Raw genomic sequence first — 14,449 nt, 5'->3', positions numbered from 1 at the left:
CCTTTCGCATCCGCCCGATGGACGTGGAGCACCGTATGAAACACAAGTTCGTCAAAGTTCTGATAGCAGCGGGGGCACTGCTCCTCCCGCTCGGCACATCGGTCGCGGTCGGCCCCAGCGCGTCCGCCACGGCGGCCGCACCGAGCCGCGTCGCTCTGGCGGCGCCCGCCTGGGCCCCGTACACCGCGTACGCCACGGGCAGCGTGGTGTCCTACAACGGCGTGGACTACAAGTGCATCCAGGGCCACACCTCCCTGCCCGGCTGGGAGCCGCCGAACGTCCCCGCGCTCTGGGGCCCGGTGACCGGCGGCGGCGGTGACACCACCGCGCCCAGCGCGCCCGCCAACCTGCGGTCCACGGCGACCACCTCCACCAGCGTCTCGCTGGCGTGGGACGCCTCCACCGACAACGTCGGCGTCACCGGGTACAACATCTACCGGGGCGGCACCCAGGTCGGCACCGCCACCGGCACGACCTACACCGACAGCGGCCTGGCCGCGTCCACGGCGTACAGCTACACCGTCCGGGCACGCGACGCCGCCGGCAACCTCTCGGCGGCCGGCAACACCCTGAACGTCACCACCCCGGGCGCCGGCGGTGACACCACCGCACCGAGCGTCCCCGGCAACCTCAGGTCCACCGGGACCACGTCCTCCAGCGTCTCGCTGGCGTGGGACGCCTCCACCGACAACGTCGGCGTCACCGGGTACAACGTCTACCGGGGCGGCACCCAGGTCGGCACCGCCACCGGCACGACCTACACCGACAGCGGCCTGGCCGCGTCCACGGCGTACAGCTACACCGTCCGGGCGCGCGACGCCGCCGGCAACCTCTCCGCCAACAGCAACCAGATCAGCGCCACCACCCAGAGCGACGGTGGCGGAGGCGGCGGGAACAAGCTGCTCGGCTACTTCGCCGAGTGGGGCATCTACCAGCGCAACTACCACGTCAAGAACATCGAGACCAGCGGGTCGGCCGCCAAGCTCGGCTACATCAACTACGCGTTCGGCAACGTGACCAACGGCCAGTGCGCCATCGGCGACAGCTATGCCGACTACGACCGCGCCTACAGCGCGGCCGAGAGCGTCGACGGCGTGGCGGACACCTGGGACGCCGGCGCGCTGCGCGGCAGCTTCAACCAGCTGCGCAAGCTCAAGGCCAAGCACCCCGGCCTGAAGATCCTCTGGTCCTTCGGCGGCTGGACCTGGTCCGGCGGCTTCACCCAGGCCGCGGCCAACCCGACCGCCTTCGCCAACTCCTGCTACAACCTGGTCGAGGACCCGCGCTGGGCCGACGTGTTCGACGGCATCGACATCGACTGGGAGTACCCCAACGCCTGCGGCCTGAGCTGCGACACCAGCGGGGCGGCCGCGTTCAAGAACCTCATGTCGGCCCTGCGCTCCCGCTTCGGGTCGAGCTACCTGGTGACCGCCGCCATCACGGCCGACGGCACCTCCGGTGGCAAGATCGACGCGGCGGACTACGGAGGCGCCGCGCAGTACATCGACTGGTACAACGTCATGACCTACGACTACTTCGGCGCCTGGGCGGCGAGCGGCCCGACCGCTCCGCACTCGCCGCTGAACTCCTACAGCGGCATCCCGACCCCCGGTTTCTACTCCGACAACGCCATCCAGAAGCTCAAGAGCAAGGGCGTCCCCGCGAGCAAGCTGCTGCTCGGCATCGGCTTCTACGGCCGGGGATGGACCGGGGTCACCCAGAGCGCTCCGGGCGGCACGGCGAGCGGCCCCGCGCCGGGCACCTACGAGCAGGGCATCGAGGACTACAAGGTGCTCAAGGGCACGTGCCCGTCGACCGGCACGGTGGCCGGCACGGCCTACGCCTTCTGCGGCGGCCAGTGGTGGAGCTACGACACCCCGAGCACCATCTCGGGGAAGATGAGCTACTCCAAGAACCAGGGTCTCGGCGGCTCCTTCTTCTGGGAGCTCAGCGGGGACACCACCAACGGTGAGCTGATCACCGCCATGAAGAACGGGCTGGGCTGAGCCCGGACACCCGCCGGGGAGCCGGGCACTGACCGGCACCCCGGCCACGGTCCGGCAGGACCGGCGCGGGGGGCGCCCGGGCCGCGGGGGGGGGGGGCCGCCCCGGCCGGCCCGCGCGCCCGGCGCGGCCGGCCGCCCGCGGCCCCCCGCGGGCGCGGGGGGGCGCCCCCCCCGCCGCCGCGTCCGGCCGGATCGCGCGCGGTCAGGTGGATGCCATGCCGATCAGGCGTGGTAGCTCCGCCAGCCGCACCTCGCGGCAGGCGGCCTCCAGGAGCAGGCGCTCGAGCCCGCCGGCCGGAGCGACCGCGAGCCGGCGAACGCGCACCCCACGGGGTGAGGTGACGCTACGAGTCCCGCGAGACGTGGCGCACGCCGATCGGGAGATGCGACCCTGGCAACCCTGCGAGAGGTGGCGCTACCAGTCCTGGGAGAGGCCGGACATCCGCCGTAGATACTCGTCCTCGTCGATCTCCCCCGCCGCGTAGCGCCGCTTGAGGATCTCCTTGGGATTGTCGGCCGCGCGGACCTGCTCGGTGCGCCTGGGCGTCCAGGTGCGCACCAGCATCAGCACGCAGGAGATGATGACGATAAGCCCGACGAGCAGTAGAACGGTTCTCACACCGACCTCCGATTTCCCTGCGACAGCAGGACCGTCGCGGCGCTGCTCGACGCGCCGAGCGAGGGATCGCCGCGATGCCCGGGTGGCGCACCTCCAGTCTCGCAGCTCCGACGACGTACGGTGACGCCAGACCGGCGGCCGAAATCGCCGGAAAGGAGTAAGTCCGCTGCCCGCACGGAGGGTCACGGCGCGACAATCGGGGTGCGGAGCATGCACAATCTTCCCCGAACCTCAAAGCGAAGGCGGACCAGGATCGTGACGATCTCCATCCATCAGAAGATCGCCGAAGAGCTCGGCGTGCGCGAACGGCAGGTGAAGGCGGCCGTCGAGCTGCTCGACGGCGGTGCCACCGTGCCGTTCATCGCCCGCTACCGCAAAGAGGCGACCGAGATGCTCGACGACGCGCAGCTGCGCGCGCTCGAAGATCGGTTGCGTTACCTGCGCGAGCTGGAGGAGCGGCGCGCGGCGATCCTGGAGTCGATCCGCTCGCAGGGCAAGCTCGACGAGGCGCTCGAAGCGCAGATCATGGCGGCCGACTCCAAGGCCCGGCTCGAGGACATCTACCTGCCCTACAAGCCCAAGCGGCGCACCAAGGCGCAGATCGCCCGGGAGGCCGGGCTGGAGCCGCTCGCCGACGGGCTCCTCGCCGACCCCTCGCGCGAGCCGCTGGCCGCCGCGGCGGTCTTCGTGGACGCCGACAAGGGCGTCGCGGACGCCGCCGCCGCGCTGGAGGGCGCGCGGGCGATCCTGATCGAGCGTTTCGCCGAGGACGCCGACCTCATCGGCGCCCTGCGCGAGCAGATGTGGACGCGCGGGCGCCTGGTGGCCCGGGTGCGGGAGGGCAAGCAGGAGGCCGGCGCCAAGTTCTCCGACTACTTCGACTTCGCCGAGCCGTTCACCAAGCTGCCGTCGCACCGCATCCTGGCGATGTTCCGGGGCGAGAAGGAGGAGGTCCTCGGCCTCACCCTGGAGCCCGAGGAGGCGCCGGCGCAGGACGGCCCGAGCGGCTACGAGCTGCGCATCGCCCGCCGCTTCGAGGTCTCCGACCAGGGCAGGCCGGCCGACCGGTGGCTGATGGACACGGTGCGCTGGGCCTGGCGCACGCGCGTCCTGGTCCACCTCGGCATCGACCTGCGCATGCGCCTGTGGCAGGCGGCCGAGGACGAGGCGGTCCGCGTCTTCGCCACCAACCTGCGCGACCTGCTGCTCGCCGCGCCCGCCGGCACCCGCCCGACCATGGGCCTGGACCCGGGCCTGCGCACGGGCGTGAAGGTCGCCGTCGTGGACGCGACCGGCAAGGTCGTCGCCACCGAGACGATCTACCCGCACGAGCCGAGGCGCCGCTGGGACGAATCGATCGACGTCCTCGCGCGGCTGGCCCGCGAGCACCGCGTCGAGCTGATCGCGATCGGCAACGGCACCGCCTCCCGCGAGACCGACAAGCTCGCCGGCGACCTGATCAAGCTGCATCCCGATCTCAAGCTCACCAAGATCGTGGTGTCGGAGGCCGGGGCCTCGGTGTACTCCGCCTCCGCCTTCGCCTCGCAGGAGCTTCCCGGCCTGGACGTGTCGCTGCGCGGCGCCGTGTCCATCGCGCGACGGCTGCAGGATCCGCTGGCCGAGCTGGTCAAGATCGACCCCAAGTCGATCGGCGTCGGGCAGTACCAGCACGACCTCGCCGAGACCAAGCTGTCGCGCTCGCTGGACGCGGTGGTCGAAGACTGCGTGAACGCCGTGGGCGTCGACGTCAACACCGCTTCGGCGCCGCTGCTGACCCGCGTGTCGGGCATCGGCACGGGGCTGGCCGAGAACATCGTCCTGCACCGCGACGCCAACGGCCCGTTCCGGTCCCGCCGGGCGCTGAAGGAGGTGCCCCGGCTCGGCCCGAAGGCGTTCGAGCAGTGCGCGGGCTTCCTGCGCATCCCCGGCGGCGACGACCCCCTCGACGCCTCCAGCGTGCACCCGGAGGCGTACCCGGTGGTGCGGCGCATCATCGACGCCACCAGCGGCGACCTGAAGACCCTGATCGGCAACGGCACGGTGCTGCGCTCGCTGAAGCCGGCCGATTTCGCCGACGACACCTTCGGCCTGCCGACCGTCACCGACATCCTCAAGGAGCTGGAGAAGCCGGGCCGCGACCCGCGCCCCGCCTTCAAGGCCGCGGCCTTCAAGGAGGGCGTGGACAAGATCTCCGACCTGGAGCCGGGCATGCTGCTGGAGGGCGTGGTCACCAACGTCGCCGCCTTCGGCGCCTTCGTCGACGTCGGCGTCCACCAGGACGGCCTGGTGCACGTCTCGGCGATGTCCAGGACCTTCGTGAAGGACCCGCGCGAGGTGGTGAAGCCGGGCGACATCGTGCGGGTGAAGGTGCTCGACGTCGACATCCCGCGCAAGCGCATCTCCCTCACCCTGCGGCTGGACGACGAGACCCAGGCCAAGGGCGGCCAGGGCTCGGGCCAGGGCGGGCAGGGCGCCGGCCGGGGCGGCCAGGAGACACCCGCCGGTGCCGGGAACCGCGACCGCAAGGGCGGCGGCGGCCGGTCCGGTCAGCGCGGCGGCACGGGCCGTCCCGCGCAGGACCGCGGCGCATCGGGCGGCGGCGCGCTCGCCGAGGCCCTCCGCAAGGCGGGCCTCGACAAGGGCCTGAAGTAAGAGTGCCGGTCGTCAGGAGAAGTAGCGGCGGGGGTTGTCGACGAGCATCTGGTCGATCTGGGCGTCGGTGACGCCCTTTTCGCGGAGCGCCGGGAGCACGTCGTCGTGGATGTGGTGGTAGTTCCAGTTCGGGGTGACCTGCCCCTGCAGCTCGTCCCACGCTCCGCCGAAGTAGTCCATGAAGCAGGCGCTGTCGTGGCTGAGGACCATGCGGTCGGCATAGCCGCGGGCGCAGAGGGCGGCGATCGTCTCGACGCGGGCCGGGGTCGGGTTGTACACGTCCAGCCCGAACCGGTCCATGCCCAGCGTGGCCCCGCGGTCGGCGAGCCGCATCAGATAGTCCAGGTCGTTGCTGTCGCCTGAATGGCCGAGGACGACCTTGGTCAGGTCGACACCCTCCTTGGCGAGCAGGTCGAGCGCGGGCACCCCGGCCTGGGTGAACGCGTTGGTGTGGACGGTGATCGGCGCGCCCGTCCGGACGTGCGCCTGCGCGACGGCCCGGCAGATGCGCTCGACACCCGGCGTGAGGCCCCGGTGCTCGACGACGCATTTGAGGAACGCGGCCCTGACGCCCGTGTCGGCGATGCCCACGGTGAGGTCCCGCACGAAGTCGTCCACCATCGGCTCGGGCATGTCCAGCAGCAGCCCCGGGCCGCGATGCTCGTACTGGTGGGGCACCTCGTCGAAGCAGTAGAGGCCGGTGGCCACGATGATGTTGAGCTCGGGCACCTCGGCGGCGATCCGCTGGATGCGCGGGATGTACCTGCCGAGCCCCCAGACGGTGGGGTCGACGATGGTGGAGACCCCCGCCGCCCGCATCGCGCGCAGCTTGGTGATCGCGTCGGCGACGCGGTGCTCCTCGTCCCACCAGGCGCCGATGCCGTAGTTGTCGAGGTGTTCGGTGGCGAGGACGAAGATGTGCTCGTGCATCAGCGTCTGGCCGAGGCCGGCGACGTCGGCGGGACCGCTCACGGTCTCGACCACTGGCATTGGGACCTCCCGGGCTCCGACGAGACGAGTGTCCGTACCGTAGGACCGGCCGGAGCGGACGTCAACGGTCTCCCGGAAGGGACCTGAGTGCAGATGGCGGGGAATCGAACGGATAGCCTTCGGCTGTTCGGAAAACCGTCAACAGCCCATGTAGGGGAACGTCATGACGCAGGCTCCCGTCAAGGTCACCGTCACCGGCGCCGCCGGCCAGATCGGCTACGCGCTGCTCTTCCGCATCGCCTCAGGCCAGCTGCTCGGCCCTGATGTGCCGGTGCGCCTGAGCCTGCTGGAGATCCCGCAGGCCGTCAAGTCCGCCGAGGGCACCGCCATGGAACTCGACGACTGCGCGTTCCCGCTGCTCCAGGGCATCGACATCAGCGACGACGTCAACCGCGCCTTCGAGGGCGCCAACATCGCGCTCCTGGTGGGCGCCCGCCCGCGCACCGCCGGCATGGAGCGGGGCGACCTGCTCCAGGCCAACGGCGGCATCTTCGGGCCGCAGGGCAAGGCCATCAACGACCACGCGGCCGACGACGTACGCGTCCTGGTCGTGGGCAACCCGGCCAACACCAACGCGCTGATCGCCCAGTCGCACGCCCCTGACGTGCCCGCCGAGCGGTTCACCGCGATGACCCGGCTCGACCACAACCGCGCGCTGTCGCAGCTCGCCGCCAAGCTCGAGGTCCCGGTGACGGCCATCACCAAGATGACGATCTGGGGCAACCACTCCGCCACGCAGTACCCCGACCTGTACAACACCGAGGTCAACGGCAAGATCGCCGCTGAGCAGGTGGACGAGGGCTGGCTGCGCGACACCTTCATCCCCACGGTCGCCAAGCGGGGCGCCGCCATCATCGAGGCGCGGGGCGCGTCCTCGGCGGCCTCGGCCGCGAACGCGGCGATCGACCACGTCCACGACTGGGTGAACGGCACGCCCGAGGGCGACTGGACCTCCGTGGCCCTCCCGTCCGACGGGTCGTACGGCGTGCCGGAAGGCCTGATCTCCTCGTTCCCCGCGGTCTCCCGCGGTGGCCGCTGGGAGATCGTCCAGGGCGTGTCGATCAACCCGTTCTCCCGGGAGCGCATCGACGCCTCGGTCGCCGAGCTCGGCGAGGAGCGCGACGCGGTGCGGCAGCTCAGCCTCATCTGAGCGGGCGGCTCACGCTCAGCCGACCAGGCGACGCCGGCCACGCGAGATCACGCACGGTCCCTGGATCACCACCCGGCCGATCCAGGGACCGGCGGCGGGCTTTCGCACGACGGCGAACTTCTTCCTCGCGGCGGTGGTCTAATCCCTGCGAAGGGAGAAAACATGAGGGTCTTAACACTGGGTGCACTGGTCCTGGGCTGCCTGGCGGCGGCCGTACCGCCGGCCGGCGCCACCACCACCGGAACCGCCGCCACCTCGTCCACCGCTGCCGGGGTGAGCGGAACGACGACGGCCGCCGCCGCCGGACACGGGCACGGCGCGCACGCCGACTCCGTCCGCTACGCCTCGCTCAAGAGGTGCGTGGTCAAGAAGGAGGAGATGCCCTGCGGTCCCTGGCAGCTCACCCTGCACAGCGGCGGGAAGCGGGCGCTGACCGACGCGCGGGTCTTCCCTCGGAACGCCCGCGGCAAGGTGACCAAGGACGTTCCCGCCCCGATCGCCGTCAGCGGGGACGGCAGGTACATCGCCTATGTGCGCGAGCGCGACGATCGCCTGGTGGTACGGGAGCTCACCGGGAAGGTCCACGTGATGCCGGCGGACACGCTGCCCAAGGGGACGGACATGGCCGGCGTGACGCTGAGCCTGTCGCTCACGGGTGCCAGGCTCGCCGTTGTAGACGGCGCCGGCCAGAAGTTCATCCGCCTGTTCGACGTCGCGGCGGGCGAGTTGCTGGGCTCCATCCCGGGAGACCGCGGCTTCAAGGGGTTCAGCGGGGACGAGGACGAGGTGCTCACCACCCTGGGGACCGACGAGAACACCACGCAGATCATCACCTACGACCTCACGGGCGACGAGGTCGCGCGCCAGGTGCCGCCGCAGATCGCGGCGCAGGGGACCCCGGCCGCGCTGCACGCCGACGGCCGGTCCGTCGCCTTCTACTCACAGGGCACGCACACCCTCAAGGTGTACGACCTCGCGTCCGACACCGTGGTGAACAGCGTCCGGGTGCGGTTCCCGGGTGGCGAGGCGCCCGAGATGGTGGACTGGACCGGGACTCGCGAGGTCACCGCGCACGTCTTCCACGGCGACGGCGGTTCGGGCACCATGACCGTCCTGCGGGTCGACGTCGGGTCCGGGGCCGTCAAGGTGCGCGACTCCTACCGGATCAAGAACACGTTCACGTTCGCGGCCTGCGGCGGCTGACAGCCCGATCAAGGCGAGGACCAGGACCTCGGTGACCACGACCAGGCGCTGGGTCAGCCCGGCGGGCAGGGCGCCGGGGTCCAGGCCCATCATGCGCACCGCATAGGGCACCACCACGAGCACGAGGAAGCACGCGGCGGCGAGGCTCAGGCCCCGCAGCGCCGCCGCGTGCCTGCCCCCGCGTGCCGCGACCACCAGCCCCGCCACCGGCATGCACAGGAAGGCGGCGAAGGCGGCGTAGCGGTGGATACCCCCGGACATCGACAGCGACATCCCCGGCTGGTCGGTGGGGAACGCCGCGATCAGCAACATGCAACAGCTCCACGCGCCCACGAGCAGCACTGCTGAGCGCTCGGCTCCCCGCCCGGACATCTCCACGGCGATCACGGCGGAGCCGACCGCGAACAAGGTCAGCGAGGCCGCGAGCAACCAGCCGTGCGGGTGGAACGCGTACTCGCTGATCATGTCCCGGAGCGGATCCAGATCCGAGGTCACATGCAGCGCTGTCATGGCGCCGGCGCCCCCGGCGAGGGCGGCGTACCCGCCGGCCGTCAAACGACTCGTCATGCCCTTGACTGTCGCGTCCGGCCTGCCGCGCGGGCATCGGAGATCGGCCGGAGCGAGCCCTGGAGCATCCCGGAGGCGACCCCGACCTCACCCGGCCGCGCCGGGGCTCCGGATCAGGGTCGGCACCGGCCCGGCGGCCAGGGTCCGCACCCGCCTAGCAGCGGTGACGACCCTGACCCCTGATCTCCTCAGGGACGACCGGCGGCTCCGGGGCCTCCCCGGAGCGTCCGGCCGTCACGCCCCCTGCTCCCCCGTCCTCGGGGGGCCGATCACCCGTTCTGCCGGGCCTCGGACTCGGCGATGTCCCCCGCGTCAGCCGGCGCCAGCTCGGGCTCGGAGGCGCGCATCCAGCGGGAGCCGTAGGGCTCGAGCTCGATCGCGACGCGGCCCTCCGGGGATATCTTCACGGTGCCGTCGATCAGCAGGTCGGTCAGCACCTTGCCGTCGTCGAGCCCCTCGAGGGTGAGCTCGCACGAGACGTCCTCGTCGGCGAAGTTGTGCAGCGCCAGCACGGTCTCGCCGTCGATGTCGGCGCGGTGGGCGAGCACTGCGGGCGAGCCGGTCTCCAGCACCTGGTACCGCCCCCAGGCCAGCTCCGGGCACCCCCGGTACTGCTCGATGAGCTTGGTGATCCACATGAGCAGGGAGCCGGGGTCGCGACGCTGGGCGCTCACGTTGATGTGCTCGGGCCCGAAGGCGCCCTCGACCATGGGGTTGCGGAACGACCCGGGGTCGGCGGTGGAGAATCCGGCGTTCTCGTGCGGCGTCCACTGCATCGGCGTCCGCACGGCCTCCCGGCCCGGGACCGTGAGGTTCTCGCCCATGCCGATCTCCTCGCCGTAGAAGAGCACGGGGGTGCCCGGCAGCGAGAACAGCAGGCTGTACACCATCTTGATCTTGCGCAGGTCGCCGTCGAGCATGGTCGGCAGGCGGCGGCGCAGCCCCCGGCCGTAGAGCTGCATCTCCTTGTCGGGGCCGAAGGCGGCGAACACCTCCTGGCGTTCGGCCTCGGTCAGCTTGTCCAGCGTGAGCTCGTCGTGGTTGCGGACGAACGAGGCCCACTGGCAGTCCTTGGGCGGGAGCGGCCGTTCCCGCAGCGCCGCGCCGAGCGGGCGGGCGTCGCCGCGCGCGAGCGAGAGGTACATGCGCTGCATGCCGATGAAGTCGAAGCACATCGTGACCTCGTTGCCCAGGTCGTTGCCGAAGTACTTCCGCAGGTCGGGGTAGGGCAGGTTGACCTCGCCGAGGAGCATCGCGCCGCCGTCCCTGCGGTTCATGAACGCCCGCATGTCGCGGAGGAACTCGTGCACGTCGGGCAGGCCGGCCTTCTGCGCCTTGCGGTCCACCGCCTTCCCCTCGTTCTCGCCGCCGGACTTCCCCGAGGGCGCCTCCTTGGCGGCCTCCTCCCGCTGGCCGACGTCCTCGACGAGGAAGGGCACGGCGTCGACGCGGAAGCCGGAAAGGCCGAGCTCCATCCAGAACCCCAGGATGCGGGCGATCTCGTCGCGCACCTCGGGGTTGGCGACGTTGAGGTCCGGCTGGAACCGGTAGAACCGGTGGTAGTAGTACTGGCCGCTGTCCTCGTCGTACTCCCAGAGGGAGTTCTCCGCGTCGGGGAACACGACGCCCTTGGGGTCGTCCGGCTCGGGGGTGTCCGACCAGATGTACCAGTCGCGGTGGCGCGAGTCCCGGCCTGACCTCGCGTCCTTGAACCACGGATGTTCGTCGGAGGTGTGGTTGACGACCAGGTCGGCGATGACGCGGATGCCGCGGTCGCGGGCCACGCGCATGAACTCGACGAACTCCCCGAGCGTGCCGAGCCGTGGATCCACGCCGTAGAAGTCGGTGATGTCGTATCCGTCGTCACGGTCGGGGGTGGGGAAGAACGGCATCAGCCAGATGCACGTCACGCCGAGCCGTTCGAGGTGGTCGATGTGCTCGGCGGCGCCGCGGAAGTCACCGATCCCGTCACCGTTGCCGTCGGCGAACGTCTCGACATCGAGGCAGTAGACGACGGCGTTCTTCCACCACAGGTCTGAGGTATAGGTGAGTCTCACCCGCCCGCCTCTACCCCAAGAAAACGCAAAATATCGGGCGGGCTGCGCCCCCCGACCACCTGACCCGAGAAAAACTCAGGGCCCGTACCGACTAAGCGGTACGGGCCCAGATGAGAATCGCCACGTCAGATGACGGTAACCTGCTCCGCCTGAGGACCCTTGGCCCCCTGAACGGTCACGTAGGTGACCCGCTGGTTCTCATCCAGGCTGCGGTAGCCACCAGAGGTGATCGCCGAGTAGTGCACGAACACGTCGGCACTACCGTCGTCCGGAGCGATGAAACCAAAGCCCTTTTCGGCGTTGAACCACTTGACGGTGCCTTCAGACAACTCTGCTTCTCCTTGTATGGAGCTTCACCGAGCCGCCAAGTCGACGGCTCGGGGCTGCGTAGCGGACCATACCCTGCATCCACAGAAGAAGCAGAACGACCGCTGTCAGGAAACTTCCCGCGGCCGCTTTTAGGAAAAAGACGTTCGAGGAAACTACGACTGCAACGCCATCGACCCTACCCGCTGGACCGCACAATCACAAACGCATCACGTGTGTCACGCGCTGTTATCTGCCGGCACGATGTTATCCGGCCGCGCCGGCGTGGCGCCGGCCGGGCCCGCACCCTGGCCGGCACGCAGGTCTCAGGCCGGTTCCGCGAGGTACCAGCGGGCCTGGCCGTCCCCGCGGGTGAGCGAGTCGAGCCTGCGTGGCAGCTCCTTGCGGGAGAACGGGTCGCGCGTCGCGTTGCGGATGTGGATGCCGACGGCGTACATGTCCCTGATCTCCATGAGCGTCGGATAGCCGTGCCAGGCGCGGAGGTCCGAACCATAGGCCCCGGCGAAGTCGTCGACGTCGGCCGCCGTCAGCCCGAAGCGGCGCTGCCCGTGGTAGGTGTGCACGAGATCCCACTCGCGGGGACCTACGGCGACCCCGTCCCAGTCGCAGAGCACGGCGTGGCCGTCCTGGCAGCGCAGCAGGTTGTCGATCCAGGCGTCCCCGTGCAGCAGCACCGGGGGGCCCGTGGTGTCCAGGTCGGCCCAGCGCGAGGTCAGCTCGGCCACCCGGTCGCGCAGCCAGGCGCGCTGGCAGGGGGTCAGCGCCTCCTTGCGGTGCTCCACCGACTCGCGTACCTCGGCCAGCGGGTCGGCGAGCCGCTTCAGCGGGAACGGCGGCACCGGCAGCAGGTGGAGGTTGCGCAGGATGTCCCCGAGCTGGGTGGTGGTGGGCCGCCCGCTCGCCGGAACGTAGTGCCAGAACGTCACCACCCGCCCGTCGTACACCAGGGGCTGGTCGCAGAGCTCGTCGGCCGGGCGGACCGTCGGGAAGCCCTGGTCGGCGAGCCACCGGGCCACGGCGAGCACGACCGGCAGCCGGGTCGTGGCGTCCGGCGCGGTGGCGATGCGCACCACGATCTGATCACGAAGCTTGAACACCGCGTTGCTCCGCACGCGGAGCAGCTGCGCTTCCCTGGCGTCGAGGCCGACGCTCTCGCACACCTCCCGCAGGATCGCGGCGGCCTCGTCCGCCAGCATGCTCATGGGCGCTCCAGCGCGAGCTGCGGACCCGCTTCCGCGAGCAGGTCGTGTAAATGTCGCGCGGCCGGAGTGCGGCGCCGGCCGCTCGGGACGATCGACAGCAGGGCGCGGGCCCGGGTGACGACGATGGAGGTGCGATGCTCGGGCGGCACATGCGTCAGGGCCTGCTCGGCCAGCCGGCACGCCTCGTCGTAGCCGCCGTCGCGGGCGACGTGCGCCGCCTGGTCGAGCAGGACCAGCGCGGGGTCGATGGTGTAGGGGCTGGAGGACCGCGAGATCCACTCTTGCACCTGCTCGGCCTCGCCCAGCTCGATGAGCGTGCCCATGCGGTAGAACTGCAGCCGCCGCTCGGAGAAGCGGAACGCCAGGTGGTCGGCGCCTTCCCGGGGCATCCGCGAGAAGATGCGCTCGGCCTCGGCCAGCGCGACGCGGGCCGCCTGGTGCTCGCCCATGCGCGCCAGCGCGCGCGCCTCGGCCGCCGCGCCGAGGGCGGCGGGCGAACTTGGAGCGCTCCCGGCCAGCATCCGCGCCTCCCTCGCCAGCCGCACGGTCTCGGTGAGGTCGCCGTAGTAGTAGGGCAGCATGGACTCCTGCGCCCGCACGAGGGCGCGCAGCCTGACCTCGCCCATGTCGTCGGAGGCGGAGCGCGCCGTGCCGTACCAGGCGTGGGCCTGACGCGTGTCGCCGAGTTTCATGAGCGCGTCGGCCGAGAGCAGGGCGAGCATCGTGGTGGCGTTGAGCAGGCGGCGCTGGGCGGCTGCGGGCTGCCGGGCCGAGACGAGCCTGCGGACGTCGGCGATCTCCAGCATCAGGCGGTAGAGCATCGGGAGCGGCGCGCTCTTGATGTACTCGCGGCGATAGCGCAGGACCTGCTCGTCCAGGCGGTCGAGCTGGTCTTCGGTGACCGTGCCGCAGGCGAGCGTGCGGTCCATGTCCTGGCGGGTGCGCTCCACCTCGGCGAGCAGGCGTCCGTTGAGCGGGAGGCCGGAGCTCAGCAGCGCGTGGTGGAACAGCGCGCGGCGCTCGGCCTCGTCGTCGAGGTCGGTGGCGGCGGCGCGCGAGTGCGGCGCGGCGGCGTCCTCGGTGGCGTGGCCGGAGACGGGATTGCCGGAGACCGCGTGGCCTGGGGTGACGACCACGACGTTCGGGCCGTCGCCGTCGTCGCAGTAGTCGGCGGCGAGGCCCAGGCGCACGGCGTTGGCGGAGTAGAGCCGGGCGATCTGGTCGATGGTCTGCGGCCGGGGGCGCGCCCGGTTGTTCTCCCAGGCGTTCAGCAGGTCGATGCTGGCACGTGGCAGGCCGAGGGAATGGGCCTCGCAGAGGCGCTCGAGCTCCTCGATGGCCTGGCGCGCCGACCACCCGCGCGCGAGCCGGTGGGCCTTGAGCAGGCTGACCCCGCAGCAGCTGTTGATGGCTTGGGCGGTCTGCCAGGGGCTCCACTGTCGCGACACGGCCTGCTCTCGCCAGCGTCGCGCGCACGCCGGAGAGTGCTCTCCACGGGCCATTTCTTGCCTCCGCCACTGGAGTGTTCGGCCTTACGGATGTTTCCCCGATGTTAACCAGGCGGCACCTATTGCCCGACAGCGTTATGGGACTGATGCCTGAGCATCCGCGTGGTTTCCACGGAAACCCCGCCCCCATCCGACGGTATTCCACTTATCAGTGGATTTGCTCCGATT

General features: G+C 70.9%; 10 protein-coding genes and 1 pseudogene. 4 read left to right on the top strand and 7 right to left on the bottom strand.

Annotated features, from left to right (window positions below):
- Window positions 1–35: 35 nt before the first annotated feature.
- The gene (locus tag MYF83_RS06810) at window positions 36–2,006 is read left to right on the top strand and encodes a glycosyl hydrolase family 18 protein (RefSeq protein WP_248959320.1); all 1,971 of its coding nucleotides are present in this window, start codon (window positions 36–38) and stop codon (window positions 2,004–2,006) included.
- A gap of 415 nt (window positions 2,007–2,421) precedes the next feature.
- On the opposite strand, the gene MYF83_RS06805 is transcribed toward MYF83_RS06810, so the two are convergent.
- On the bottom strand, window positions 2,422–2,625 hold the full coding sequence (locus MYF83_RS06805) for an SHOCT domain-containing protein (protein ID WP_248959319.1): 204 nt from the start codon (window positions 2,623–2,625) through the stop codon (window positions 2,422–2,424).
- Window positions 2,626–2,880: 255 nt separating this feature from the next.
- Here MYF83_RS06805 and MYF83_RS06800 point away from each other — a divergent pair, with 255 nt between their 5' ends.
- The gene (locus tag MYF83_RS06800; RefSeq protein ID WP_248959318.1) at window positions 2,881–5,277 is read left to right on the top strand and encodes a Tex family protein; all 2,397 of its coding nucleotides are present in this window, start codon (window positions 2,881–2,883) and stop codon (window positions 5,275–5,277) included.
- Window positions 5,278–5,289: 12 nt separating this feature from the next.
- Here the strand turns inward: MYF83_RS06800 and MYF83_RS06795 are convergent, their stop codons facing one another.
- Complete coding sequence (locus MYF83_RS06795) at window positions 5,290–6,267, bottom strand: phosphotriesterase family protein (protein ID WP_248959317.1); 978 nt, start codon at window positions 6,265–6,267, stop codon at window positions 5,290–5,292.
- A 163-nt stretch (window positions 6,268–6,430) separates the two neighbouring features.
- On the opposite strand from MYF83_RS06795, the gene MYF83_RS06790 reads away from it, so the two are divergent.
- Both MYF83_RS06790 and MYF83_RS06785 read left to right on the top strand, forming a co-directional pair.
- Entirely contained in the window at window positions 6,431–7,417 is a 987-nt protein-coding gene (locus MYF83_RS06790; protein WP_248959316.1) for a malate dehydrogenase, read from the top strand.
- A gap of 162 nt (window positions 7,418–7,579) precedes the next feature.
- Window positions 7,580–8,620, top strand: a complete 1,041-nt coding sequence (locus MYF83_RS06785) for a hypothetical protein (protein ID WP_248959315.1) — start codon at window positions 7,580–7,582, stop codon at window positions 8,618–8,620.
- Window positions 8,621–8,632: 12 nt separating this feature from the next.
- Here the strand turns inward: MYF83_RS06785 and MYF83_RS44180 are convergent.
- The 5 genes and pseudogenes from MYF83_RS44180 to MYF83_RS06765 form a co-directional block, all read right to left on the bottom strand.
- Window positions 8,633–9,130 (bottom strand): annotated as a pseudogene (locus MYF83_RS44180) (DUF998 domain-containing protein); the annotation flags it as partial.
- A gap of 326 nt (window positions 9,131–9,456) precedes the next feature.
- On the bottom strand, window positions 9,457–11,244 hold the full coding sequence (locus tag MYF83_RS06780) for an alpha-amylase family protein (protein WP_248959314.1): 1,788 nt from the start codon (window positions 11,242–11,244) through the stop codon (window positions 9,457–9,459).
- A gap of 125 nt (window positions 11,245–11,369) precedes the next feature.
- Complete coding sequence (locus MYF83_RS06775) at window positions 11,370–11,573, bottom strand: cold-shock protein (RefSeq protein ID WP_248959313.1); 204 nt, start codon at window positions 11,571–11,573, stop codon at window positions 11,370–11,372.
- 303 nt (window positions 11,574–11,876) lie between these two features.
- Window positions 11,877–12,773: a phosphotransferase enzyme family protein gene (locus MYF83_RS06770; protein WP_248959312.1), complete on the bottom strand. Its 897-nt coding sequence runs from the start codon at window positions 12,771–12,773 to the stop codon at window positions 11,877–11,879.
- Window positions 12,770–14,221 carry a helix-turn-helix domain-containing protein gene (locus tag MYF83_RS06765; protein ID WP_248959311.1) on the bottom strand — a complete coding sequence of 484 codons (1,452 nt, stop codon included), beginning with the start codon at window positions 14,219–14,221 and terminating at the stop codon, window positions 12,770–12,772. Before MYF83_RS06765 ends, MYF83_RS06770 begins: the two co-directional genes overlap by 4 nt.
- Window positions 14,222–14,449 lie beyond the last annotated feature (228 nt).

It is taken from the genome of Sphaerisporangium perillae (genome assembly GCF_023276435.1).
GTDB lineage: Bacteria > Actinomycetota > Actinomycetes > Streptosporangiales > Streptosporangiaceae > Sphaerisporangium > Sphaerisporangium perillae.
Note: the sequence above shows the minus strand (reverse complement) of the source record. Positions and strands in the feature narration are given on the sequence as shown.

Excerpts from the sequence above, each read along its gene's own strand:
- MYF83_RS06810 (WP_248959320.1), top strand. The coding sequence starts at position 36 with ATGAAACACAAGTTCGTCAAAGTTCTGATAGCAGCGGGGGCACTGCTC.
- MYF83_RS06795 (WP_248959317.1), bottom strand. The coding sequence starts at position 6,267 with ATGCCAGTGGTCGAGACCGTGAGCGGTCCCGCCGACGTCGCCGGCCTC.
- MYF83_RS06790 (WP_248959316.1), top strand. The coding sequence starts at position 6,431 with ATGACGCAGGCTCCCGTCAAGGTCACCGTCACCGGCGCCGCCGGCCAG.
- MYF83_RS06785 (WP_248959315.1), top strand. The coding sequence starts at position 7,580 with ATGAGGGTCTTAACACTGGGTGCACTGGTCCTGGGCTGCCTGGCGGCG.
- MYF83_RS06770 (WP_248959312.1), bottom strand. The coding sequence starts at position 12,773 with ATGAGCATGCTGGCGGACGAGGCCGCCGCGATCCTGCGGGAGGTGTGC.